A 26170-nucleotide genomic window follows, 5' to 3' on the forward strand; every position below is an offset into this window, starting at 1 on the left:
TTTTATTCACTCCATCTTCTAAATGCTAATACTGCATTATGTCCGCCAAACCCAAATGAGTTACTTAATGCATATTCTGCACTATCATCATGAGTTGCTTTAGTAATAACATTTAAGTTACATTTTTTATCTTGATTAGTCAAACCGATATTTGGAGGTAAGATTTGTTGTTCCAAAGCTGCAACAGTCAATACCGCTTCAATCGCACCTGCAGCCCCTAATAAATGTCCTGTCATTGATTTAGAACTGCTGACTTTTACTTTATTATTTTCTCCAAATAACTGTTCAATAGCAAGCGATTCGCCAACATCATTAGCGTAAGTTGAAGTTCCGTGTGCATTAATATAACTTACATCTGCAGGTGAAATTTGAGCTTCGTTTAAAGCAAGTTGCATTGCACGTGCTTGTTGCTTACCAGTTGGATCTGGTGAAGTAATATGATATGCATCACAATTACTTCCATACCCTACAATTTCACCTAAAATTTTTGCATTTCGTTTTTGAGCATGTTCCAAACTTTCAATTACAAGTGCACCAGCACCTTCTCCTAAAACAAATCCTGAACGATTTTCGTCAAATGGTATTGATGCTTTGTTTGGATCTGTTTCTTTGGACAAAGCATTTAAAGCGGCAAATCCAGCAATTCCAATTTCATTAACAGAAGCTTCAGAGCCACCACAAATCATTACTTGAGCCTTACCATCTTTAATCTTTTGATATGCTTCACCAATTGAATTTGTTCCAGTAGCACATGCTGTGACAATTGCAGTGCAAATATTTTGTGCTTTAAATTTAATTGCAATATTACCAGCCGCCATATTAGCAATTGCAGTTGGTACAAATAAAGGAGATACTCGTTGAGCTCCTTTATCATGCATTTTAATAATTTGCTCTTGAATAGTCGTCAAGCCACCAATTCCAGAACCAAAAATCACTCCTAAATCTTCACTTGCAGTATTTTCAGTAGTAATTTCAGCCTGCTTCATTGCTTGAGTAGCTGTATCTACTGCATATTGTGAAAAAAGATCCATCCGTTTAGCTTGTTTTTTACCAACAAATCTTTCAGGATCAAAATCTTTAACTTCGCCTGCAACCGTAATTCCTGTATTAGTCGCATCAAATTTTGTAATCGGTGCTATTCCATTTTTACCTGCATTTGCATTTTTCACAAATGTAGAAACATCATTTCCAATTGGAGTAATTGCACCTAAACCGGTAATTACAACTCTAGTCATTGTAAAGCCTCCTTACATTGCCATTCCGCCATCTACATTAATTACTTGTCCTGTAATGTAATCATTTTGTGCAAAGAAAACGGCACATTCGGCAACTTCCTCAGGTGTTCCTAGTCGCTTAAGCGGAATTTGTTCTTTAATTTCTTTTTGGCGTTTTTCTCCAATTGCTTTGGTCATGTTACTTTCAATCATTCCAGGAGCAATTGCATTACACCGCACATTGCGTAAACTACCTTCTTGAGCCAAACTTTTAGTTAAACCAATTATTCCTGCCTTACTTGCTGCATAATTAGCTTGTCCAATATTTCCATGTTCACCAACAATACTTGCCATATTGATAATGACACCAAAATGCCGTTTAAGCATTTTGCGAAAAATTGGCTGACTTACGCGAAATGTCCCCGTTAAATTAGTATTAATGACCTCATCAAAATCCTTTTCTTTCATGCCAATAACTAATTTATCACGATTTATTCCTGCATTATTAACCAAAACATCGATTTGAAGATCATTTTCATCTAGTGCCTTAATCATTGCCTTAACGTCTTTTGAATCTGAAATATCAGCTTTTATAAAAGTACATTCAACTCCATACGCTTTAATTTCTTCAATCATTTCCGTTGGTTCATGGCGTGCATTTAGTACAATATTAGCACCATTTTGAGCAAACTTACGTGCAATCGCTGCTCCAATTCCCCTTGATGAACCTGTTACCAACACAGTTTTATCTTTTAAATCCATTATTTTTCTCCTGCCTTTTCAATAAATTTGGCATATGTCCGATAGTTTGTAATTCGTTCACGTTCTAAGGACGAATCAATTTGACGTGTAAAAGTAGATAAAGTTTTGCCTGCCCCAATTTCAACAACTGCATTAACATCATAATCTTTAATCATTGTTTGCATACATATTTGAAAATGAGTTGGACTAATCACTTGTCGAGCTAATGTGTCAGCAAGTTGATCTGTTTTAAATGGTTTTCCAGTAGTATTACTTAATACTGGAATTGAACTATCTTTAAAGTGAATTTTATTTAAGTGCTTCTCTAAAATATTACTTGTATCTTGATAAAGCGGGGTATGAAAAGCGCCATTCACTTTTAATGCCACAATTTTATTGGCTAACTTTTTTTGTTCAACTGCTATAACTAACTTTTCAATTCCTGAAATAGTTCCTCCAGCTACAATTTGCTGAGGTGAATTATAGTTAGCAATTTGAACTAAATTTTGGTCATTAGCACTAATTTGGTGACATAATTTTTCAATTTCAGCAATATCAATAGGTTTAACTAAAGCAACCATGGTACTTTTATTTTTAAGGCTATCTGCTTGCATTGCCTGTGCTCTAACTTTTAGAAGGCGCATTCCTTCTTCAAAAGATAATTTTTGACTAGCAATCAATGCAGTATATTCACCTAATGAAAGTCCCACCATCGCTTGTAAATTTAAATCTTTACAATCAGCTTGAAGCATTGCATAAAAACCTAAACTCACTGCTACTAAGCTTGGCTGCACAAATTCAGTTTTTGAAAGTTCATTATGTTCGTTTTTTAAAATCGATAATAAATCTAAACTCAATACCTCACTTGCAGCGTCAATTACTCTTTGAAACCGAGTATCATTTTCATAGCAATCTAATCCCATTGCTGTTTTTTGTGCTCCTTGACCACTAAATAAAATTCCCCAGCATTCCATTTTAATTAATCCTTGTTGTCAATTTGTTTTTGTACATATGCAACTACATCGGCAATTGTTTCAACATCTTCGTCTGATTCTAATTCAATATCAAATGCATCTTCTAGTTCATTCATAATTTCAAAGAAATCTAAACTATCAGCATCTAAATCGTCTTTAACATTTGATGTCATCTTAATTTCTTCTTTGTCTAAATCTAATTGTTCTGCTGCGATTTCTTGTACTTTTTCAAAAATTTGTTCTTCTGTCATGTTAAAAATCTCCTCTAAAATTATAATTTAATGATTTGGCTTCCAATTGTTAAGCCACCACCAAAGCCTGAAATGATGATTGTTTGACCTTGATGTAATTTCTTTCTCTCTGATAGATCCGCTAATAAAAGCGGAATACTTGCTGCCGAGGTATTGCCATAAAATTCCATGTTAGTTGGGAATTTTTCAATTGGCTGACCTATTTTTTTAGCAATTGATTTAATGATTTTGATATTTGCTTGATGCAAAATAAAATAATCAACTTCATTCAAATCAACATGATTATTTTGACATAATCGAATAATTGATACTGGAACTTCACTTGTTGCAAATTTATATACCGCTCTTCCATCCATTTCAAACGGATGAAATTTGGTAAAATCTGTTGGTGGAAAACTTTCAAGTGGTTTAGTTTCACCTGCCACAAGTTTATTTCCTAATTCTCCAAATGTTTTTAAATCGGTCCCATAAAATGCTTCAGTTTCTGAATTATTTTCTAATAGTGCACCTGCTGCACCATCTCCAAACAAAACTGCACATGTGCGATCTGTCCAATCAACTTCTTTTGAAAGAACTTCACCACCGATTACCATTGCATATTTGCTATTTGAAAAACGCATTAATTTTTGAGCTATATCTAGCCCATAAATAAATCCAGAACAAGCTGCTGAAATATCAAATGCAACTGCATTTTGAGCATTAATGTTTCCTTGAACAATTGCACCAGTAGATGGTGTACATGTATCTGGAGACATTGTTGCCACAATTATCAAGCCAATTTCATTTGCATTAATATGAGTTTGAGTAATCAATTTTTCAGCTACCTTTGTGCATAAATCTGAAGTATTTTCTGTTAAACTAATCCGTCTTTCTTTGATTCCAGTTCGAGAACTAATCCATTCATCGGATGTATCCATGATTTCACTTAAATCATCATTGGTAACTCGAAAACTTGGAACATAGCTTGCAAATTGTCTAATTTGTACATTTTTCAACTTAATTACCTCACTGTTATGAGTGAGCTTTTAAAAATGCCTCCAAGTTGCGAACCGCCTTATAGATTGTATCAACTTCTCCTTGATCTAAATCCATCAAAAAACTTTTAACCATTTTTCGATGAAATGCTTCATGTGCTCGATATACAAGTCGACCTTTAGGAGTCAATCCTAAACGAATAACTCGACGATCATCACTTGCCGGAATTCGACGTACATAATTTTTACGAACTAAACGATCAACGGTCGTTGTTAAGGTTCCCGGAGTTAAATGCAACTTTTTAGCGACTTCTGAAGCAGTTTGATGACTATACATTGTAATTGCTTTAATTGCATGGACTTCTTTGATACTTAAATCTTTAAAGCTACTCTTTTTTAGCTCTTTTTCTTCAATCCACATAATATCTGCATAAATTCGCTTCAATGCATCATCAATATATTGTTCACGCTCATTCATTTTTGTTACCGCCCTATCTTTTTGCTGTCCAAATATTTTGTCTATCAAAATAATATCAAAAAATAAGGCTTTTTACTACTTAACCTGTTCATCTTTTAATGAAACAATAAACATTAATTCCGCTGAACATACAACTTTTCCGTCCACATACGCTTTAGCATCAACCATCCCCATATTTTCACGCGTTTTGGTTATAGTTGTTTCTAATTTTAAAACATCTCCAGGACGGACCATGCGCTTAAACTTAGCCTTATGAATTGCTCCAAGATAAGCAGTTTTATTTTGAAACTCTTTTGATTTTAAGATCAAAATAGATGCCACTTGCGCAAGTGTCTCGATAATCAAAACACCTGGCATTACTGGATTTCCAGGAAAATGCCCCCGAAAATATGACTCATTGATGGTTACATTTTTGGTTGCCAAAATTCTTTTGCCATCTTCAAGTTCATCAACATAATCCACATAGCAAATTGGATAACGATTCGGAATGATCTCCATTATTTCTTGGGCATCCATTATTTTCATAAAATCACCCCTTCGATTTATTTCGAACATCAAAATATTCGATGTACAAAGCCTACCTTGATTAGCCTTCAATGTCAAGCGTATTTCTTAATCAATTATTTTGTTTATTTAAAAATATTAATATTATCATTAAAATTGCCTTGAATACTTTGATACTTCAAAATATCTATTAGTTTCGCCTTAAATTACCTTCTATTAAATTAACACTGGTCAAAATCCTCTCTTAAATTTATTATCCTTAAATAAGATTTACCTTATTTAGTTGGCAAAAAAATTTTTACAATTTATTTTTGTTATCAAAGTATTTTTAACTAAAATCGCTTATGGAAATTAATTAGCAAATTAAATTATTTGCCGATTTAAATATGCAATATATATTTTCATTTTCTACTAAAAAAAACGTATCAAAATGATATGTTTTTATGTGAACAGTATTTTTTGATGTGAATTAAAATTTTTTATATAACCATTATTTATATTTCCGCAGAAATTTTAAAACTTGTGAATAGTTAGGCTCTTGACTAAGTTCTTTAATTAGTTCTCGATAAACAATTTTTCCGATTTGATCAACACACCATACACTGCGTGCATCTATTTGGTTGGTTTCAATAAAAAGCCCCATTGTCTTTCCAAATTCAAAATTTTGATCTGAAAGCATTACCATTTTCGTTACACCTGCTAATGCACACCACTTTTGCTGTTCTGCAGGAGTATTAGTAGAAACCGTATAAAAATCAACATTTGAAAATTCATTGACATCCTTATTAAATTTACGTGTTGATAAACTACATATTGGTGTATTAATATTAGGAACAACATTAATCAGCGTCATCTTTTGGTGAATTTGTGCACTTGTTACTTGAATGTCATTTTCATTCGTCAAATTAAATGTTGGTAATTTATCATTGACATTGAGCGGTTCTTTATTAGTTTTTAAAGTGGTACCTTTTTTCGTAAAGATCATTTTAACCATCTCCTTGTATTCCAAAGATACTAAACAAAAAAAGAAGTTGCAATTTTAATGCAACTTCCTTAATCAACAATTATTTTTCATCTTCATTGTCTGATGTTTTTTCTGCTGATTCTTCTTTGCTTTCGGCTGGCTTTTCAGCAGGTTTTTCGTCACTTTGATTTGCAACCGGAGCTGATTGAACATTGCCAATTGCGTTTAAACTGAATAATAAGAAAATTCCATCACAATCAAGAGTAACTGTCTTGTTAGCTTTATCAATGCTGTCAATTACACCGTGTAAGCCACCACGAGTTACAACATGATCGCCTTTTTTCAAATTGTTGATCATGTTTTGCCATTGTTGTTGTTGTTTCTTTTGGGGTCTAATCATTAAGAAATACATGATGGCAAATAATAATACCAACATGACAATTGAATAGATTCCTCCGCCGTTCATATAATTCACTCCCTCATATTAAACAATACAATATCAACTATACCAAGAAATCCACTAAGATACTAGTCCTCAAAGTAATTTATTAAAAATTCTTAGGATTACTTACATTTAATCCATATTGTTCGAAGAAAGCTTCTTTAAATTCTAATAAATTATCATCTAAAATTGCTTGTCGCACTTGTTGCATCAAATGTGTGAGGAAATATAAGTTATGGTAACTTGTTAAGCGAATTGCTAAAGTTTCTCCAGCTTTAAATAAATGCCGAATATAAGCACGGGTATAGGTTTGACATGCATAACAATTACAATTATCATCAATTGGTGAAAAATCGTGCATATACTTGGCATTTTTTACTACCAATCGTCCATGTGAAGTCATACATGTACCATTTCGTGCAATTCGAGTAGGTAAAACACAATCAAACATGTCTACTCCACGAATTACACCATCAATTAACGCATCAGGTGAACCGACTCCCATTAAATAGCGTGGTTTATTTTCAGGAAGCAATGGTGTTGTAAAATCAAGCACACGGTTCATTTCAGTCTTAGATTCACCTACAGATAAACCACCAATTGAATATCCTGGAAAGTCCATAGAAACTAAATCACGTGCACTCATTTCACGTAAGTCTTTATGACCTCCGCCTTGAACAATGCCAAATAAGGCTTGTCTATCTGGATTTTTATGTGCCTTTAATCCCCGTTCAGCCCAACGACTGGTCCGTTCAACTGATTTTCTAATATAATCATAACTTTCAAAAAAGGGAGGACATTCATCAAAGCTCATCATAATATCTGCCCCTAAAGCATTTTCAACTGCAATTGCTTTTTCGGGTGAAAGAAACATTTTTTGTCCATTTAAATGATTTTTAAAATGAACTCCTTCTTCAGTAATATTACGTAAATCAGCTAAAGAAAAAACTTGAAATCCACCTGAATCAGTTAAAATTCCTTTATCCCAATTCATAAATTGATGTAATCCACCCGCTTCTTCAACTAACTGTTCACCTGGACGTAACCATAAATGATACGTATTTGAAAGGATAATGTCGGCTCCTAAATCTTTTAACTCTTCCGGAGTCATTGCTTTTACTGTCGCTTGGGTTCCAACGGGCATAAAAATTGGAGTTGGAAAGGTTCCATGTGGAGTAATAATTTCCCCTAACCGTGCTCCTGTATGCTTTTCTTTTTTAATCAAGCGGTATTTAATCGCTGGTTCAGTCATTAAATTCCTCCTCATCCTTATTTATGAATAAACATTGCATCTCCAAAACTAAAGAAACGATATCTTTCTTGAACAGCATGATTATATGCATTTAAAATATTTTGCCGTCCTGTAAATGCAGCTACTAACATTACTAAAGTTGACTTAGGCAAATGGAAATTAGTAATAAATGCATCAACTACTTTCCATTCATAACCTGGTTTAATAAATATATTAGTCCAACCACTATCAGCTTTAATCTCACCGTTAAATTTTGTACCAATTGTTTCCAATGTTCGAATTGAAGTTGTTCCAGTTGCCACAATGCGTCCTCCATTACGCTTAACTTCGTTTAGTGTTTGCGCTGCTTCTTCTGAAAGACGATAAAACTCACTGTGCATCTTATGATCTTCAATATTTTCTTCACTTACTGGTCTAAATGTCCCTAGTCCAACATGTAAAGTTAAATAAACTAGCTTCACGCCCTTCTCTTCAACTTTCTGCAAAAGCTCTTTTGTCCAGTGGAATCCAGCAGTTGGAGCTGCTGCTGAACCAACTTCTTTTGAGTAAACTGTTTGATATAATTCTGGATCGTCTAACTTTTCTTTAATATATGGTGGAAGTGGCATTTCTCCTAATTTATCAAGAATTTCCATAAAAATTCCATCATAATGAAACTCAATCATCCGTCCACCATGTTCTAGTTCTTCTGTGACCGTTGCTGTTAATTCTCCATTTCCAAATGAAATTTTAGTTCCCACTTTAGCGCGTCTTGCTGGTTTAACAAGCGTTTCCCACTTATCACCTTCAACATTGTTTAATAATAAAACTTCTAAGTGACCGCCAGTATCTGGTTTAATTCCGTAAATTCGTGCAGGCATTACCCGTGAATCATTCATAACAACGGCATCACCTGGATTTAAATAATCGATGATATCATAAAAATAATCATCTTTATATTCGCCAGTTTTAGCATTTAGTACTAACATGCGTGCTTCATCACGTTCTTTTAATGGTGTTTGCGCAATTAATTCTTCTGGTAAATTATAATCAAAATCGTCTGTTTTTAAATGTTCTTCACTCAACTTTAGTCACCTTTCCTAATTTTCTTTTGTTAATCCTAAGTGTTGATATGCTGCATTTGTAACAATTCTTCCACGCGGAGTTCGTTTTAAAAAACCAATTTGTAGTAAATATGGCTCAATGACATCTTCAATCGTATCAGTTTCTTCACCTACATTGGCAGCAATTGTTGATAACCCTACTGGACCACCATTATACAATAAAATCATTGTTTTTAAGAGCTTACGATCATTATCATCTAACCCTTTTTCATCTACTCGTAATAATTGCAATGCATAGTCAACAATTTCTTTATCAATTTCATCTCTTTGAGAAACTTGTGAAAAATCACGAACACGTTTTAATAACCGATTAGCAATCCGCGGAGTGCCCCGTGAACGCCGTGCAATTTCATGAGCACCTTCCTCATCAATTTTAGAATTAAATACTTCAGCAGAACGTTTTACAATTGCTGTAAGTTCTTCTTCAGTATAGTAATTCATATGTCCTAAAATTCCAAAACGAGCCCTTAAAGGTGCTGACAACATGCCCGCTCGGGTTGTTGCACCAATTAATGTAAATGGCGGTAAAGGAAAATGAACCGGATGTGCAGTAGTATCTTGTCCAACAATAATATCAATATAAAAATCTTCCATTGCTGAATATAAAATTTCTTCCACATTTTTAGGAAGACGATGAATTTCATCAATAAACAACACATCACCTGGCTCCAGTTCATTTAAAATTGCAACTAAGTCGCCGGGCTTTTCAATTGCAGGCCCAGTTGTTGTTTTAATATTAACTTGCAATTCATTTGCAATTACTGTCGCTAAGGTCGTTTTTCCTAATCCCGGTGGACCATAAAGTAACACATGATCAAGTGATTCTTCACGTTGTTTAGCTGCTTGAATATAAATCGTAATTTCATCTTTAATTTTTTGTTGTCCAATATATTGATTTAAAAATTGAGGACGCAAACTTAATTGATTAAATTCTTCTACTTGATCTAAACTTTCACTTGATAAAATGCGTTCGTCATCTGCCATTTAAATACTCCTTTCATCTAAAATTTAGCTTATTTTTATTTCTTTAATACTAATTTCAAAGCTGCACTCAAGTACTCATCCGTTGACTTACCGTTAAAACTTTCAAGCTTTTTAGCAACTTTTTTTACTTCTGTTTTAGTATATCCCAAACTTAACATTGCTTCTAATGCTTCTTTAAGGAATGGTGATTCTTCATCAAAATTCAATGCCAAATTTTGTTGATCAATAATTGGCGTTGGTGTTTGAATATCATCCATTTTCCCTTTTAGATCAAGAATGATTTGCTTAGCTGTTTTTTTACCAATACTTGGGAATTTTGTTAAATAAGCTTCATCATTAGCATTGATCGCAGCAACAAAACCACCTTGATCATTAGTGGCTAAAATTGCTAGTGCACTTTTAGGACCGATTCCAGAAACACTAATTAATTTTAAAAATAATTGTTTTTCAGCTAAATCAAAAAAGCCATATAAGGTAACATCATTTTCGCGAACAGCTTGATAAACATATACCTTTTGCGTTTGGTTTTCTTGATATCTAAATGGATTTGCCACTTGAACGCGATAGCCAATTCCATTAACTTCAACAACAATATAGTGCGGATTAACCGCTGTGATTGCTCCAATTAAATATTCGTACATCTTAATCTCCTGAATTTTTCACATCACGTAAAGACCGATGCGAATCTTGAATACGTTTAAACATTTTTTCTAAGTCCGTATTTGTAAATTCTACTACTGTTGGACGCCCATGAGGACAATTAAAAGGATTTTGACATTCTTTTAATTGTTTCAATAAAGCAACTGCTTGTTTAGTTTCTAAATGATGATTAGCTTTAATTGACTGTTTACAGCTAATCATAATCGCCGTTTGTTTTCTAAATTTTGAAATTGTCAATTTCGGATTTTGTAAACAAGCATCAATTAAATCACGAATGGTTTGTTCTTCATTTCCTTGAGGAATCCATGCAGGATGCTCATGAACAATATAAGTATTTTGTCCAAAATCTTCTAAGTGAATTCCTAGTTGTAAAAGTTTATCTTTATTTTCTTCAATCTTAAATGCTTCACTTGCTGAATAAGTTAATACAAGTGGAATTAACATTTTTTGTTGATTTTCAGTTATATTTCCAATTTCTTCCCGGTAATACTCATACTTAACTCTTTCTTGAGCAGCATGTTGATCAACAATATAAAATTCCTCATCAGCCTCAGCTAATAAGTAAGTTCCATGTAATTGACCAATATATTTTAAATTTGGAAATATTGAAGTACTTTTAACTGAATCTTTCTTTACTTCTGAAACTAACTTAGTTTTAGAATCATTTGGTGTTTTTTCAACTACATATTTAGTATCCCACTTTTTAACTTTTAAAGAAGTTAATTCATTTGCATTTTTGATTACCAGTGGATTATCAAAATACTGTGGCGTAAATTGAGATTTGATTTTTTCTTCTTTTGGTTTCGAAGAATTTCCAAGTAAAGCATTGAGAACCTCTTTATGTTCAATTTGTTTACTTTCATACATAGTATTTGACTCATTAAAACTAATTTCTAATTGAGTACTTTGAGGACGTTTATGTGTTTTTAAATTATCAACTGCATTTGGAATTAAATTTTCTTGAGCAATTTGTTCATAAATTTGTTTACTAATTAATTGCGTTAATTGTTCTTCTTTACTAATCCGAACTTCTTGTTTAGTAGGATGAACGTTAACATCAACTAATAATGGATCAAGTTTAATATTTAAAACTGAAATTGGATAACGTCCCACCATCAACTTTGATCCATATCCTTTAATGATTGCTTTTGCCAGTTGATTATTTTTTATTGCACGTCCATTCAACAAAATATTAATGTAATTTTTAGATGCCCGCGTTAATTTAGGTAAGGAAGTTAATCCATTAATTTCAAAATCAGCATCCCTACCACTAAAAGCAATCATTTGCTTAGCATTAGCCACTCCATAAATTGCACTGACAACTTGTAGTAAGTTACCATTTCCAAGTGTTTTTAGCAATGTTTTACCATTATTAACTAATGAAAATGAAATTTCAGGATGCGCTAAAGCTAACCGATTAACAGTATCTGTAATCACTGATAATTCCGTTTGAGGCGAACTTAAATATTTTAAACGTGCTGGAGTATTATAAAATAAATGCTCCACACTAATTCGTGTCCCCGTTTTTCCACCAAAAGCATCATGTGCTAAAATTTCGCCACCTTTAATATGCAATTTTGAACCAATTTTTTGTCCTTGAGGCATTGTTTCTAAAGTGACTTCTGCAATTGATGCAATACTTGGTAAAGCTTCACCTCTAAAGCCTAATGTCCATACCCTAAATAAATCATCACGACTTTGAATTTTACTTGTAGCATGTCGTTGAAATGCAATTTCAACATCATCATCTTCAATCCCAATACCGTTATCAATTATTTGAATTCTTTTTAATCCGGCATCTTCAACTAAAATATCAATTTGGGTACTTTGAGCATCAATTGCATTTTCAGCCAATTCCTTTACAACGGATGCTGGTCTTTCAACTACTTCACCTGCCGCAATTTGATCAGCCAAAATTGCTGGCAATTCATGAATTTTCCCCATTATTGGCTCCTTCAATTATTTTTTGCGCATTAGTTTTTCTTGCCATTGATAAACTTTATTCATCACTTCCAAAGGGGTTAGTGACATCAAGTTAGTTTCTTTAATATCTTGTAATAGTTTTTGTTCAGTTAAATTAATTTCAGCTTTTTCTGGTTGGAAAAGTGAAAGCTGTTCATCAATAGTTGTATTTTGTGGTTTTGTTTCTTCTAACTTAGATTCTGCCTGTTTTTTGCTTTGTTTTGAAATCGTAGATGACTTAGCATCTCCTTCTAAATCACTTAAGATGATATCTGCACGCTTAAGTAACTTTTCAGGCATCCCTGCTAATTTTGCAACGTGAATTCCATAAGATTTATCGGCTGGTCCAGCTTGCATCTTGTGTAAAAAGATTAACTCACCATCTTTTTCAACTGCACCTACATGTACGTTCGTTAATTGTGGCAATTTCTGATCCAAAACCGTTAATTCATGATAATGAGTTGAGAACAGTGTTTTAGCATGAACATTATCATGAATATATTCAATAATTGCTTGAGCTAATGCCATTCCATCATAAGTAGCTGTTCCTCTTCCAATTTCATCAAATAAAATTAAGCTATTTTCACTAGCTTTTTCAATTGCTTGATTAGCTTCCTTCATTTCCACCATGAAAGTTGATTCACCTGAAATTAGATCATCTGCTGCCCCAATTCTAGTAAATATTTGATCAAAAATTGGCATTTGAGCTTCACTAGCGGGAACAAAGCAACCGATTTGAGCCATAATTACAGTTAAGGCTAATTGACGCATGTAAGTACTTTTCCCTGACATGTTGGGACCAGTAATTAAAAGAATCGTTTGCTGTTCATCCATCAAAATATCATTCGGAACATAACTTTGCTTTCCAATGACTTGTTCAACTACGGGATGCCAGCCATCTTTGATTTTTAAATTATGACTATTTTCACTTAGTTGTGGTTTTACAAATTGATGATTTTCACTTACGCTTGCAAAACTTTGAAGTACATCTAGTTTTGCAAGTGCCTGTGCCAGTTTTTGTAATCGTTTAATTTGATCTTTAATTTGTTCACGAATATCTACAAATAATTTATATTGCAAATCATATGCTTTTGTTTCGGATCCTAAAATTAAAGATTCTTTTTCTTTTAATTCAGGTGTAATGAATCTTTCTGCATTAACTAAAGTTTGTTTTCGTTGATAGCGTTCAGGAACCTTACTTACATTTCCTTTTGAAACTTCAATATAATAACCAAAAACCTTGTTATATCCAATTTTTAAGTTATGAATGCCTGTTTTTTGGCGTTCCTGTTCTTCAAGTTCAGCTAACCAATTTTTACCATTTTTCATCGCATCCATGTATTGATCTAACTCGTCATCATATCCTTCGCGAATTAAATTTCCATCAGTAACTGAAACAGGGGGATCATCAACAATTGCTTGCTCAATCAAATCCGCAACTTCTTCAACTGGATCTAATTCTTTTAATAACTCATCATAAATGCTGTGATCATTTAATTGTGCTAACAAATATCTAATTTGTGGAACATGCATTAGTGATGTCTTTAATTGAATCAAATCACGTCCATTAACATTTCCAAAAGCTACTTTACCAGCTAAACGCTCTAAATCATAAACATTTGTGAGTTCGTCTTGTAAATTATTTCTTTCAAAGAAATGATCCATCAAGTCTTGAACCACTACTTGCCGCTTTTCAATTTCCTTTTTGGATAATAGTGGTCGTGAAATCCATTGTTTCAATAATCGACCACCCATTGCAGTTTTAGTTGAGTCTAAAATCCAAAGCAATGTTCCTGATTTTTTACCTGTTCGTGAATTTTGAAGTAATTCTAAATTACGTTTGGCGAAACGATCTAATTTTAAAAATGCAGATGGTTCATAGTGAACTGCTCGTTGTAAATGAGCTAATGCGCGCTTTTGAGTTACATTTAAATACATTAATAAATGTTTAATCACTTTTGCTTCAACGTCAGCAGAAATATCTTGAGTAGCATATGAAAATTCAGACTTTTCCACCACTTCATTTTGATTTGAAACCAAAATTTTTAACTTATTCATTGTCTCAATGACACTTTGTGAAACAGAATCATCAACAACAATTTCTTTTGTCTTTAAACTAGTTACTTCATTAATTAAACTATCTATTCCAGTTAAAGTGGTTACTTTAAGTTCTCCCGTTGATAGATCAACATATGCAAAACCAAAATGATGAGCCGCATCTTCATGAATTGCAGTTAAATAATTATTTTCAGTCGCCTCATTTGCTGATTCATCCATTAATGTTCCTGGAGTAACTAATTGGATTACTTCACGTTTAACCATTCCTTTAGCTGATTGCGGATCTTCCATTTGCTCACAAATGGCCACTTTATATCCTTGATCAACTAAAATATCAATATAATTTTGTACCGCATGATGAGGAACACCACACATTGGAATTGAATCTTTAGAGTTGCGATTACGTTGAGTTAACGTTAATTCTAAAATTTGTGATCCTTTAATTGCATCATCATAAAACATCTCATAAAAGTCGCCCAAACGATAAAACAAAAAAGCATCTGGATATTGCTTTTTAATTTCCATATATTGTTCCATCATTGGAGTTAATTTCGCTTTTGCCAAATCGGTCCAATCCTTTCCTCATCTTATTTTTCATCCTTTTATTTTAACATTTTTCTAGTCATTTTTGTGCTTTATTTAATATACAAATAAGAGACCGTAACCTTCTCGTCACAGCCTCTTATTTATTTTGCAATGCTTCAAAACTATTGATTAAAAAGTCTTGTTACATCTCTATCTTGCATATTCAGTTGCTCGTGTTTCTCGAATAACCGTAACTTTAATGTTTCCTGGGTATTCAAGTTCATTTTCAATTTTATTTTTAATATCCCGAGCTAAAACTGTTGCTTCAAGATCATTAATTTGTTCTGGTTTTACAATTACACGTACTTCACGTCCCGCTTGAATTGCATAACTCTTACTTACACCTTCAAATTCATTTGAAATTTCTTCTAATTTTTCAAGCCGGTGTAAATAATTTTCCAATGATTCACTTCTTGCTCCTGGACGCGCAGCAGAAATTGAGTCAGCCGCTGCCACTAAAACAGCAATTACTGACTTAGCTTCAACATCACCATGATGAGAGGCAATTGTGTTTATCACCACTTCATTTTCATGGTACTTCTTCGCTAATTCAACCCCGATTTCTACGTGTGAACCATCAATTTCATGATCAACAGCTTTACCTATATCGTGTAATAATCCCGCGCGTTTCGCTAATGTAACATCTTCTCCTAATTCGGCCGCTAAAACACCTGCAATTTTTGCAACTTCAATTGAATGCGTTAAGACATTTTGACCATAACTAGTCCGATAATTTAATCGACCTACTGTTTTGATCAAGTCTGGATGCATTACATTCAATCCTAAGTCAAAAATTGTTTCTTCACCAATTTCGCGGATCTTATTATCCATTTCACGAGTTGCTTTATCAACCATTTCTTCAATTCGTGCAGGATGAATTCGTCCATCTTGGATTAACTTTTCAAGTGCCATTTTAGCAATTTCTCTTCGAACTGGATCAAAACCACTTAAAAGTACGGTATCAGGAGTATCATCAATAATTAAATCAATTCCCGTTAAAGTTTCAAAAGTACGCACATTGCGTCCTTCTTTACCAATGATACGTCCTTTCATATCATTATTAGGCAAAGTTACTACAGATACTGTTGATTCAGCAACTGTATCGGCTGCACTCCGTTGAATTGCTTGAGCAATTAAGTCTTTAGCATTTTGTTCAGCACGTGCTTTGGCTTCATCTTCACTATCTTTGATCATTTGACCAAGTTCATAATTTAAACTTGCCTTAGTTTCTTTCATGATTTGTTGCTTAGCTTCTTCAGTTGTAAGTGCCGCAACTTCTTCTAATTTATCATGTTGTTGTTGAATAAGATCTGTTACTTTTTGACGTTGACGTTCAATTTTTTGTTGATCAGAGTTTAACTGATTTTCTTTTTTATCAATTGATTGCTCCCGCTTTTCCAACATTGAATCTTTGCGATCCAAATTTTCTTCACGTTGAATTAAACGGTTTTCTTGTTTTTGAATTTCAGTTCTTCGTTCTCTTAATTCTTTTTCAACCTCAGAACGATAGCGGTGAGTTTCTTCTTTAGCCTCAACAATAGCAGCTTTCTTTTGTGTTTCTGCTTCTTTTTTAGCAGTCTTTACAATTCCTTCAGCTGTTTGAGTTGCTTCATCTAAACTTGTTTGATAAAGTTTTACTCGCCTTTTATCTCCAAGAACAAAACCAGTAATCAAAGTCAAAACAGCGATGGCGAGGATTACAACTATTTCTGTCATGATTGTACCTCCACATCGATGTGAGAGTTTTTTACTCCCAATTTAATTTTATTTGTTTATTACACACATATATTTATTTTAGTTGTATATAACAGAAAATGTCAATATAAATTACTAGCCAATTCTTAAAATCTTCCTTAAATCACAATGTCAAAAAAATCATGCAATTTTTGCAATATAAATAGGCTGTGCAAAATGCACAACCCATCATCTATAATTATTTTTTCTTAGAATCTTTATTGTCTTTTTCTTGGTCGTCTAGTTTTAAGTCTAATTGCTTTTGCTCTTCTTCAGTTGCAATTCCATAAGCTTGACGAACTTTCAAGGTAACTTCTTTCATCATTTCAGGATGTTCTTGTAAATACCGTTTAGCATTTTCACGTCCTTGCCCAATTCGTTCTTCACCATATGAGAACCATGAGCCACTCTTCTTAATGATGTCTTTTTCAACTGCCATATCAAGTAATTCGCCAGTCTTAGAAACCCCTTCACCATACATGATATCAACTTCTGCTTGCTTAAATGGAGGAGCAACTTTATTTTTAACTACTTTAATGCGAGCGCGATTTCCAATTACATCTGAGCCATCTTTAATTTGTTCAGCACGCCGAACTTCTAAGCGAACGGTTGAATAAAATTTCAAAGCACGCCCACCAGGTGTTGTTTCTGGATTACCAAACATTACGCCCACTTTTTCACGAATTTGATTAATAAACAATGCAATTGTCTTGGTTTTATTAATTGTTCCTGAAAGCTTTCGTAATGCTTGTGACATTAAGCGAGCTTGTAAACCTACGTGTGAATCTCCCATTTCACCTTCAATTTCAGCACGAGGAACTAAAGCAGCAACTGAGTCAACTACTACAATGTCAATGGCACCAGATGACACTAAAGCATCCGCAATTTCTAAACCTTCTTCACCAGTATCTGGTTGAGAAAGCAACAAGTCATCAATATTAACACCTAAAGCAGTCGCATAAGCTGGATCTAAAGCATTTTCCGCATCAATATAAGCAGCTGTTCCACCCATTTTTTGAACTTCTGCAACTGCATGTAAAGCTACCGTTGTTTTACCTGAACTTTCAGGACCATAAATTTCAACAATTCTTCCCCTTGGATAACCACCTACCCCTAATGCTTCATCTAAAGCAAGTGAGCCAGATGGAATTGTGGAAACTTGAGTATCTGCTTTTTCGCCCATTCTCATAATGGAGCCCTTACCGAAGTTCTTTTCAATTTTCTTTAATGCAGCATCTAAAGCTGCTTGTCTTTCATCAGCCAATCCTTTTCCCTCCTTAATGGAAATAATTATCATGTTAGAATTATAACAAATTTCAAGCACAAATGCGAACTAACGTTTGTGATTAGAGTTTAAATTTGCCTTAAGTAATTGAAAAGCTTTAATGATTGCATTTGCTGTATTTTGATTTTCAGCTTTAAATGGTACAGGGATAGTTTCTACATCTCCATGAGTATTAGCAAGTGCTATCCAAAAAATATTTTCATCTTGATTTTTTACAATTCCGATCCCATAGTCAGTTCGTAATTTTTTTTGAATTTGCCTTGCCATCCATGAAACACTTACCTGACTTTTAGTTCCACTAGCATTTAGAATTTGATAAGGAATATCTAGCAATGCATTTTTAGCATCATCACTTGGTGCGATAATTGCACCTGCAAAATTACTATAATGATCTAAAATTTGTAAAGCACTGCACATGCTAAAATCCATTGCAATTGCTAATGAATTTTGTTGTTGCATCAATTCATCCATTCCATCCGCAACTACACTCAAAACTTTTTGCGGCTTTTCAATTGCAGCACTCATTAAAAAAATCCTCCTCATTTAATAGATACGCTTTTAATTGATTTTTTTTAGACAAAATAGAGGCTAGAATACTTCTTCTAGCCTCTCCAATATAATCATCATATAAATGAACTTATTTTACAATCATTTTACTTCTTTTTACCGAATGAATCTGCAAAAATAAAGCGTGCTTTATAAAAATATTCAATTCCAGAGTATACCGTAAAGAATAAGCATACATATAGTAAAATCTCACCGATTGGGACTTGAATATTTGCAAAAAATACATTATTTAAAAATAAGAAAATAATCGCAAACATTTGAGAAGCCGTTTTAATTTTCCCTGGCATCTTAGCAGCCATTACTTCTCCGTTATTTTCAACGACAATTAATCTTAATCCAGTTACTGCTAATTCACGACAAACAATAATTGATGCTACCCATGCTGGTACTTTGCCCATTTGAACTAAAATAATAAAAGCTGTCATTACAAGCATTTTATCAGCTAAAGGATCTGCAAATTTGCCAAAATTAGATACTAAATGTTGTCGCCGTGCAATCTGCCCATCAATAAAATCTGTAATCGATGCAATTGCAAAAATCAAAGCACCAATTAAACTTGTTATTTCAATTGGAGTTCCTGCAACAATTACAAAACCCCAATTTAAAGGTAGCAGTAAAACCAACATAAATAACGGGATTAATAAAATCCGTAATACGGTTAACTTATTAGGTAAATTCAATTTTTACACCTCAATTAAAATTTTCATCTTACCATTAGTAATTATTGGTTGTTTGATTATTAGTTGTAGTACTTGCTGTTGTACCATAGTTATTTGTTGCTTGGCTGGTTGTATTATACATATTATTGGTTGTACTATACGTATTTGTAGTATTAGTTGTAGTTGTTGTATCTGTTGAACTACTGTCACCAAATGTAATCACAATTTTACGTACAGTTAAGGATGAATTTTGAGCCAAGAAGTTCAACTTTTGCCCATTAATTTTAATTCCAGATACATTTGAATTTCCAATACTTAAAGTAACGCTACTTGTCCCTTCAGGAACTGTAATTGTCCGTGATCCACCTGATTGTAAGGTTCCTTGCCATGTTTGAGTACCTCCAACATAAACAGAATCCCATGATGAACCTCCATTAGCTGAAAGTTGAATCTTGTTGGTTGACGGTGCATTTTGAACATTATATGTAAAAGTTGAACCACTTGAAGAAACATTCACAATCTTTTGTTTTTCAGATTTCTTAGAACTTGTTTTTGATTTAGGAGATGCTTTTGCCTTCTTACTTTTACTTGTTACATCTTCAGAAACTGAAATCTTTGTACTTGCCTCTTCAATTTGTTGATTTTTAGCTTTTTCGTGATTTCCCCATGCAACCACATATACCGTTCCTAAAATTGCCACTACAATTACAACAATAATAATTGTAGGTAAGTATTTTGATAATTTCGCTGTCCAGCTTGTATCTTCAGCTTTTGTATTGAGTTGTTCACGTTTTTGAACCCTTGAAGTTGTAGGTTCCTCTAATTTATTATTTGATGGTTGTGTTCCTAATTCTTCATCAACTTCTTCTACAATTTCATCTGGATTTAACCCAACCGTTTCAGCATATTGTCTTGCAAATGCGCGAACATAAAAATTCCCTGGTAATGCTGAATAATTACCTTCTTCAATTGCAATTAAGTAACGCTTTTGAATTTTGGTTGTTTGTTGTAAATCATCAAGCGTTAATCCCTTTGCAATTCTTGCATCTTTTAACTTTTGACCAACACCGCTCATTAAAAATCCACATCTTTCTTAAAATAATTTAATCTGATTCAATTTAATATTATATATAAGTAAGTATATCATATGCGATTAATCTAACCAACCGCCAGTCACATATAAAGTTTGGCCAGTCATATAACTTGCTTTTTTATCTAGCAAAACTTTAACCCAATAACTAATTTCTGCTGGATTGGCTAAATGTCCTACAGGAATTTCCTCTTTTATAGCTGTTAAAGTTTCTTCATCAAAATTAGCATTCATTTGAGTATCAACTGCTCCAGGTGCAACGGCATTTACTGTAATGTTCAATGAAGCAACCTCTTTACTGTATGCTTTTACAAATGTATTAATTGCTCCTTTTACCATACTATATGGCACTTCCATTGCACTTCCAGTTTTTCCATAGATTGAACTAATGAAAACAATTCTTCCATAATCATTTTGTGCTAGTTTTTCTTCTAGACGCTGCAGTAGTAATACTGGCATTTGGAGTTGAATTTTTAAAATTTGCTCAATTTGTTCTTTAGGAAAGTCTTTAAATAATTGATAATAAGTTGTTCCTTGAGCAAAAATAACTGCATCTACACTAAAAATTGAATCTACAATTTGATCAATACAGTTTTCATCTAATAAATCTGCCTTAATTGGAATAAAATCTTGTTTAGGATAATTTTGATTCAACTCTTGATAAAGTTCATTGGTCTTTTTTTCATTATGTGCAAAATGTAAGTACAATGACCATCCTTCTGCAGCTAAATCCAATGCAATTTGGGTCCCAATATCACCAGAACTTCCAATTACTAATGCCCATTTCATTTTATGACTCCTTTGGATTAATTACAAACTCTGTAATTTCTTCTTTTTTAAATAAATCATTCGCTAACTGAACAAGATCAGTAATTGTTAAATTAGCAATCAATTGAGGAACATCAAAGATCGTTTTTTCACCATACAACCACTTATCAAACCGATCAGCAATGCCTTCATTATAGTTCATACTTTTAATATATCTGCCAATAAATTCATGTTTCATATATTCAAAAACATCTTTTTGTTGCATTAACTTCGTATCTGCATTTATTAAAATGTTAAGCAATGCATCCTTAGTTTTTTCAACATGATTAGTTTCTGCATTTAAAGTTACAAAATTAAATCCATCTTCAATTTGAATTTCATAATTAAAACTACCATCAATAATTCCTTCATCATAAAGATATTGGTAATCTTTTGCTGATTCTCCAAATAATAATTCCATGGTAAGTTCTAATGCTGCGCGATAAATTAGCCTTCCACTTTGTTTAATTGGCGTTTTTTTACGAATTCCAATTCCTAAAATAGGTCGTTGCACACTCATTTGTTTTTGTCCAAATGGAATTACTGGTAATAAGTTATCAAATAAGTTGTTTTGTTGAATTGGATGTTTTTGAGTACTTATTTTGGCTTCTTGATGTTTTATTACTTGGATAATTTTTTCCAAGTCAAAATTTCCCACTAACATCAAACTCATATTAAATGGCTGGTAAAATTCGTGGTAACATTCATATAGCATTTCAGGAGTAATTTGTTGAATTGATTCAACACTGCCTGCTATATCAGTCGTTAACACTGTTTTAGGATATAAATTACTAATTAATCCAAAAAGCAATTGCCAACTTGGATCATCTTCATACATTTTAATTTCTTGAGCAATAATCCCCTTTTCTTTACTCACCGTTTTTTCACTAAAGAACGGATCTTGCACAAAATCTAATAAAGTTTGAGTACACTTATCAACATTATCTGCTGTTGAAAAAATATAACTAGTTCTTGTAAAACTTGTAAATGCATTCGAATCTGCTCCGTATAGTGCAAACTGATCAAAAGCATCGTAATCCTTTTTTTCAAATAACTTATGTTCTAAAAAATGAGCAATTCCATTAGGATATTTTTTCATTGCATGTTGTCCTTGAGAAATAAATTCATTATTAATGGAACCATACCGTACTGTTAAAGTACCATAAGTTTGATGAAATTTATCCCGTGGAACTAAATTCACATTTAAGCCATTTGAAAGATTGAGAATAAACAAATTTTCATTAAATAAATCATAATTGATCTTCTTTATCATTATATATCCTCTCCCTTCAAAAAGAACTCTGCTTGCAATTTCATTTTAGAAGCTACATTTTGAACTGCTTCACGCGTAACTTGTTGAATTGCCTCGCATTGATATTCATAGCTTAAATCTTGTTCCACTAAACTACTTAAAACCTGTTGTTCAATAATACTAGATGGATTATCAAGCATTCGTTTTCTTCCATTAATTAATTCCATCTTGATTTTAGTTAATTCATCATCCGTAAAATTTCCCTTTTTTAAATCACTGACTTGTTGTTGAATTAAGTCAACGACCTTATCTTTATTTTCTGCTTGAATACCCGTTTGAATTAAAATAATAGTTCGAAAAGCAGAATAACTACTATCAGCATAATATGCTAAACTTTCTTTTTCTCTAACATTTCTAAATAATTTTGACTGTGGACTTCCTCCAAGCATTGCATTAAAAACAACTGCATCAAAAAATAGTTGCCCTGCTTGAGAATCAATTGGTAATTGATATATTAAATCCAACTTACTTTGGCGAACGTTTTGAATCATCGTTTGTTTTTTGACATTAGGATAAACTGCTTGGTGATATGAAATTTGATTTGCAATTGATGGCATTTGAGAATGAGCCTTAAATTCAAAATTTTTTAATTCTGCCTTTAAATCATCTAACTCTAAATCACCCATTACCGTAATTTGAACATAATCTTGTGTTAACATTTCAAAATAACTTGCAGTTAAATCTTGATTGTTAATTGCTTCAAATTCTTTTTGTGATCCATATGGTACATACTTTTGAATTTCATCTTTAAAATAAAGTTCTTGGATTTTTAAAATTGCTTCTGATTGTTTATTATCATTAATGCCTTTAATATATGTCATTAAATTTTCTTTTTGTCGATTGAAAATTTTCTGACTAAACATATTGTTTTGAATATTTTGATGAAAAATCATTTCGTTTAAAAATAAAATTGAATCATGCAACAAGTTTGATTTCCCAGGCAAAAATCTTGGATTTATAAAACTATAAACAAAGTTGAGGAGACTCACATTCCCCTCAACTTCGGTATTAGTTCCAAAGGTTGCTCCATACAATTTAGCCAACTCAATCGTAATTTCATGTTGATTACGATATTTTTGTGAAGTACTTTCTAACATACTTGCCAATAATGTTCTTTGTGCAAGTTCTTTTTTATCATTTAATTCTTTAATAAAAGAAACCATTAATTGAACAGATTTAAATTGGGTATTTTTAATAAAATTAACCCGAACTCCTGGAAATAATTCAAAATTCACACATATCCCACCTTTAATCATCTTCTTTAGAAGGAAGATAAACTTTCCGTGGTTTGCTTCCCTCTTGTGGTCCAACCATTCCTTTTTCTGTTAAATCATCTACAATGCGTGCTGCACGATTATATCCAATTTTAAATCGCCGTTGCAATAATGAGATACTTACCTTTTGTTCTTTTTGAATAAAATCAATCACTTGATCAAATAATGGATCATCACTTGATGATGTTTCCGTTGTACTTTCATTAACTTCTTCATCACTAACTGCTAGGTTTTCGTCATATTCTGCAACTGCTTGCTCTTTAACAAAGGATACTACCTTTTCAACGTCTTTATCTGAAATGAACGCCCCTTGAACTCGAACTGGTTTTTTACCAACTAATTTAAAGAGCATGTCACCTCTTCCTAAAAGTTTTTCCGCACCATTTTGATCAATAATCGTTCTTGAGTCAGTTCCACTAGAAACTGCAAATGCCATTCGTGAAGGTACATTGGCCTTAATTAATCCCGTAATAACATCAACAGATGGCCGTTGAGTTGCAATAATCATGTGAATTCCTGCAGCACGTCCCATTTGAGCAATTCTAATAATAGCTGCTTCTACTTCATTAGATGAAACCATCATTAAGTCAGCAAGTTCATCAACAATTCCAATAATATATGGCATTGTTTTTTCACTGGCTTCCATTGATTGTTGTTGATTTTGAATTAATCGATTGTACCCATCAATGTTACGCACACCAACATTGGCAAACGTTTCATATCGTCGTTCCATTTCAGCAACTAATTTATTTAATGAAATTGCCGCTTTTTTAGACTCTGTCACGACTGGAGAAATTAAATGCGGAATCCCATTGTAAACCCCTAATTCTACTTTTTTGGGATCTACCAACATTAATTTTACCTCATCGGGCGTACAATTCATCAATAAACTTGTAATAATCCCATTAATTGCGACTGACTTTCCGCTACCAGTTGCTCCCGCAATTAATAAGTGAGGAGTTTTAGTAATATCTAACGTAATTAATTTTCCAGAAACATCTCTTCCTAAAGGAACTTCTAGTAAATGATGGGGCCTTTTTTGCTCTGCACTAATTACATCTTTAAATGAAATTGTTGCAACTTTTTTATTAGGAACTTCAATTCCAATTAAAGATTTTCCAGGAATTGGGGCTTCAATTCGAATATCTTTTGCAGCAAGTGCCAATGCTAAATCATCTGTTAAATTTACAATTTTAGAAACCTTAACTCCAATTGCTGGGTGTAATTCATACTTAGTTACTGATGGCCCTAAAATTGTATTTTTCAATTCTGCTTCTACTCCAAAACTTTTTAGTGTTTTTTTCAAAACTTCTTGGTTATGCTTAATTTCTTTACGTTCATCGCTTTGATCAGTTGGAGGAACTTCTTCAAGTAGTTGAGTTGAAGGAAGTTCATAATCTTGATTAGTTACTTTAGCTGAATTTACAGGTGAATCTTGAATTTCTGTTGAAGTACTTTGATTTGATTCATGATCCCACGTATCTGTTTGAACATCTTCTTTTTCAACAATCGGTTCTGGTAAATCCTTTTTTTCTGGCTCAACTAACTCATCTTGTGGCATTGATACTTGATTAACATCAACTTGTTCATTTTTTATTTCAGAAGCATTTTTAGTGGTTTGCTTATGTTCAAAACTTGAAAGAATTGAATGGAATAAAACTTTCAAGTTTTCAAAACAAAAAACGATTCCTTTTCCAACTAACATTAGAAAATGACCAATTGCTTGTGCTACTTGACTAAATGAAATCCCAAGTAAAATACAAATTCCACTACCAATTAAAATTGCACTTAGTAAATATGATCCAAATTGTGCAAGTAAAAAATAACTGACTGAATACAAAATTGCCCCAATCATTCCTCCGCCAACTGCACTTCCAAGACTTGCTTCACTAATATCATTTGCTAAATATTGCCATGTCACGGAAATGAAATGATTGTGTAAATCTAATTTACTAAAAAGAAATGCTTCTAATCCTAAAACGATTCCTAAAGTTATTAGTAAAAAACTACTCCAATACCGTGTTTTCACCTGTGGTTCTTTACCATAAATTGTTAAATACACCCCAAATAGTAAAAGTAAAACTATCCCAATTAAATATGCATCTCCAATTAGTACTCGAAATGCATTAGCAATTAAAGTTCCTAAGTATCCTAAATGAAAAAATCCAAAAACACTAATAACACAAAGAATTAATCCAATAACATGTTCTGAAAGTACTTGTGTTTTCTTTTTACTTGTTTTTTTTCTATGCGTTGTTTTCTTTCCTTGTTTTTTAGTAGTCATAACCTTCCTCAA

The 26170-nt window shown here is 32.8% G+C and carries 24 protein-coding genes; all 24 read right to left on the reverse strand.

What is annotated here, in order from left to right; all coding sequences use genetic code 11:
• Positions 1–2 precede the first annotated feature (2 nt).
• The 24 genes from fabF to ACWCL1_RS03350 all read right to left on the reverse strand — a co-directional run bounded on the left by fabF (position 3) and on the right by ACWCL1_RS03350 (position 26158).
• Positions 3–1235, reverse strand: a complete 1233-nt coding sequence (gene fabF / locus ACWCL1_RS03235) for a beta-ketoacyl-ACP synthase II (protein ID WP_454545497.1) — start codon at positions 1233–1235, stop codon at positions 3–5.
• Positions 1236–1247: 12 nt separating this feature from the next.
• A complete protein-coding gene (gene fabG / locus ACWCL1_RS03240) occupies positions 1248–1976 on the reverse strand; it encodes a 3-oxoacyl-[acyl-carrier-protein] reductase (protein WP_454545498.1) in 729 nt (242 codons plus the stop codon).
• Positions 1976–2929 carry an ACP S-malonyltransferase gene (locus ACWCL1_RS03245; protein ID WP_454545499.1) on the reverse strand — a complete coding sequence of 318 codons (954 nt, stop codon included), beginning with the start codon at positions 2927–2929 and terminating at the stop codon, positions 1976–1978. Before ACWCL1_RS03245 ends, fabG begins: the two co-directional genes overlap by 1 nt.
• A gap of 5 nt (positions 2930–2934) precedes the next feature.
• Entirely contained in the window at positions 2935–3180 is a 246-nt protein-coding gene (locus tag ACWCL1_RS03250; protein ID WP_454545500.1) for an acyl carrier protein, read from the reverse strand.
• A 20-nt stretch (positions 3181–3200) separates the two neighbouring features.
• On the reverse strand, positions 3201–4175 hold the full coding sequence (locus ACWCL1_RS03255; RefSeq protein WP_454545501.1) for a beta-ketoacyl-ACP synthase III: 975 nt from the start codon (positions 4173–4175) through the stop codon (positions 3201–3203).
• A gap of 16 nt (positions 4176–4191) precedes the next feature.
• Positions 4192–4632, reverse strand: a complete 441-nt coding sequence (locus tag ACWCL1_RS03260) for a MarR family winged helix-turn-helix transcriptional regulator (protein ID WP_454545502.1) — start codon at positions 4630–4632, stop codon at positions 4192–4194.
• Between the two features lie 75 nt (positions 4633–4707).
• Positions 4708–5157, reverse strand: coding sequence for a 3-hydroxyacyl-ACP dehydratase FabZ (gene fabZ / locus ACWCL1_RS03265; RefSeq protein ID WP_454545503.1), 450 nt, complete (start codon positions 5155–5157; stop codon positions 4708–4710).
• A 469-nt stretch (positions 5158–5626) separates the two neighbouring features.
• Positions 5627–6121 (reverse strand): thiol peroxidase, encoded by a 495-nt coding sequence (gene tpx, locus ACWCL1_RS03270; RefSeq protein WP_454545504.1) that lies wholly within the window; start codon positions 6119–6121, stop codon positions 5627–5629.
• 79 nt (positions 6122–6200) lie between these two features.
• The gene (gene yajC / locus ACWCL1_RS03275) at positions 6201–6566 is read right to left on the reverse strand and encodes a preprotein translocase subunit YajC (RefSeq protein ID WP_454545505.1); all 366 of its coding nucleotides are present in this window, start codon (positions 6564–6566) and stop codon (positions 6201–6203) included.
• 82 nt (positions 6567–6648) lie between these two features.
• Positions 6649–7794 (reverse strand): tRNA guanosine(34) transglycosylase Tgt, encoded by a 1146-nt coding sequence (tgt, locus tag ACWCL1_RS03280; protein ID WP_454545506.1) that lies wholly within the window; start codon positions 7792–7794, stop codon positions 6649–6651.
• 17 nt (positions 7795–7811) lie between these two features.
• Positions 7812–8858, reverse strand: coding sequence for a tRNA preQ1(34) S-adenosylmethionine ribosyltransferase-isomerase QueA (queA, locus tag ACWCL1_RS03285; protein ID WP_454545507.1), 1047 nt, complete (start codon positions 8856–8858; stop codon positions 7812–7814).
• A 15-nt stretch (positions 8859–8873) separates the two neighbouring features.
• Positions 8874–9881 carry a Holliday junction branch migration DNA helicase RuvB gene (gene ruvB / locus ACWCL1_RS03290; RefSeq protein ID WP_454545508.1) on the reverse strand — a complete coding sequence of 336 codons (1008 nt, stop codon included), beginning with the start codon at positions 9879–9881 and terminating at the stop codon, positions 8874–8876.
• A 35-nt stretch (positions 9882–9916) separates the two neighbouring features.
• Positions 9917–10522 carry a Holliday junction branch migration protein RuvA gene (ruvA, locus tag ACWCL1_RS03295; RefSeq protein WP_454545509.1) on the reverse strand — a complete coding sequence of 202 codons (606 nt, stop codon included), beginning with the start codon at positions 10520–10522 and terminating at the stop codon, positions 9917–9919.
• 1 nt (position 10523) lies between these two features.
• Entirely contained in the window at positions 10524–12485 is a 1962-nt protein-coding gene (mutL, locus tag ACWCL1_RS03300) for a DNA mismatch repair endonuclease MutL (RefSeq protein ID WP_454545510.1), read from the reverse strand.
• A gap of 15 nt (positions 12486–12500) precedes the next feature.
• A complete protein-coding gene (gene mutS / locus ACWCL1_RS03305) occupies positions 12501–15101 on the reverse strand; it encodes a DNA mismatch repair protein MutS (RefSeq protein WP_454545546.1) in 2601 nt (866 codons plus the stop codon).
• A gap of 195 nt (positions 15102–15296) precedes the next feature.
• Positions 15297–16862, reverse strand: a complete 1566-nt coding sequence (gene rny / locus ACWCL1_RS03310; protein ID WP_454545511.1) for a ribonuclease Y — start codon at positions 16860–16862, stop codon at positions 15297–15299.
• 217 nt (positions 16863–17079) lie between these two features.
• Positions 17080–18144 carry a recombinase RecA gene (gene recA, locus ACWCL1_RS03315; RefSeq protein ID WP_454545512.1) on the reverse strand — a complete coding sequence of 355 codons (1065 nt, stop codon included), beginning with the start codon at positions 18142–18144 and terminating at the stop codon, positions 17080–17082.
• A gap of 69 nt (positions 18145–18213) precedes the next feature.
• The gene (locus ACWCL1_RS03320; protein ID WP_454545513.1) at positions 18214–18690 is read right to left on the reverse strand and encodes a CinA family protein; all 477 of its coding nucleotides are present in this window, start codon (positions 18688–18690) and stop codon (positions 18214–18216) included.
• A 128-nt stretch (positions 18691–18818) separates the two neighbouring features.
• Entirely contained in the window at positions 18819–19412 is a 594-nt protein-coding gene (gene pgsA, locus ACWCL1_RS03325) for a CDP-diacylglycerol--glycerol-3-phosphate 3-phosphatidyltransferase (RefSeq protein ID WP_454545514.1), read from the reverse strand.
• Positions 19413–19446: 34 nt separating this feature from the next.
• A complete protein-coding gene (locus ACWCL1_RS03330) occupies positions 19447–20466 on the reverse strand; it encodes a RodZ domain-containing protein (protein ID WP_454545515.1) in 1020 nt (339 codons plus the stop codon).
• A gap of 78 nt (positions 20467–20544) precedes the next feature.
• Positions 20545–21270, reverse strand: coding sequence for an elongation factor P 5-aminopentanone reductase (gene ymfI / locus ACWCL1_RS03335; protein ID WP_454545516.1), 726 nt, complete (start codon positions 21268–21270; stop codon positions 20545–20547).
• A 1-nt stretch (position 21271) separates the two neighbouring features.
• Entirely contained in the window at positions 21272–22561 is a 1290-nt protein-coding gene (yfmH, locus tag ACWCL1_RS03340; protein WP_454545517.1) for an EF-P 5-aminopentanol modification-associated protein YfmH, read from the reverse strand.
• Complete coding sequence (gene yfmF / locus ACWCL1_RS03345) at positions 22561–23835, reverse strand: EF-P 5-aminopentanol modification-associated protein YfmF (RefSeq protein WP_454545518.1); 1275 nt, start codon at positions 23833–23835, stop codon at positions 22561–22563. The genes yfmH and yfmF overlap by 1 nt, the downstream gene beginning before the upstream one ends.
• 13 nt (positions 23836–23848) lie before the next feature.
• Positions 23849–26158 carry a DNA translocase FtsK gene (locus ACWCL1_RS03350; RefSeq protein WP_454545519.1) on the reverse strand — a complete coding sequence of 770 codons (2310 nt, stop codon included), beginning with the start codon at positions 26156–26158 and terminating at the stop codon, positions 23849–23851.
• Between the last annotated feature and the right edge of the window lie 12 nt (positions 26159–26170).

Source organism: Ligilactobacillus sp. LYQ135, from assembly GCF_053711055.1.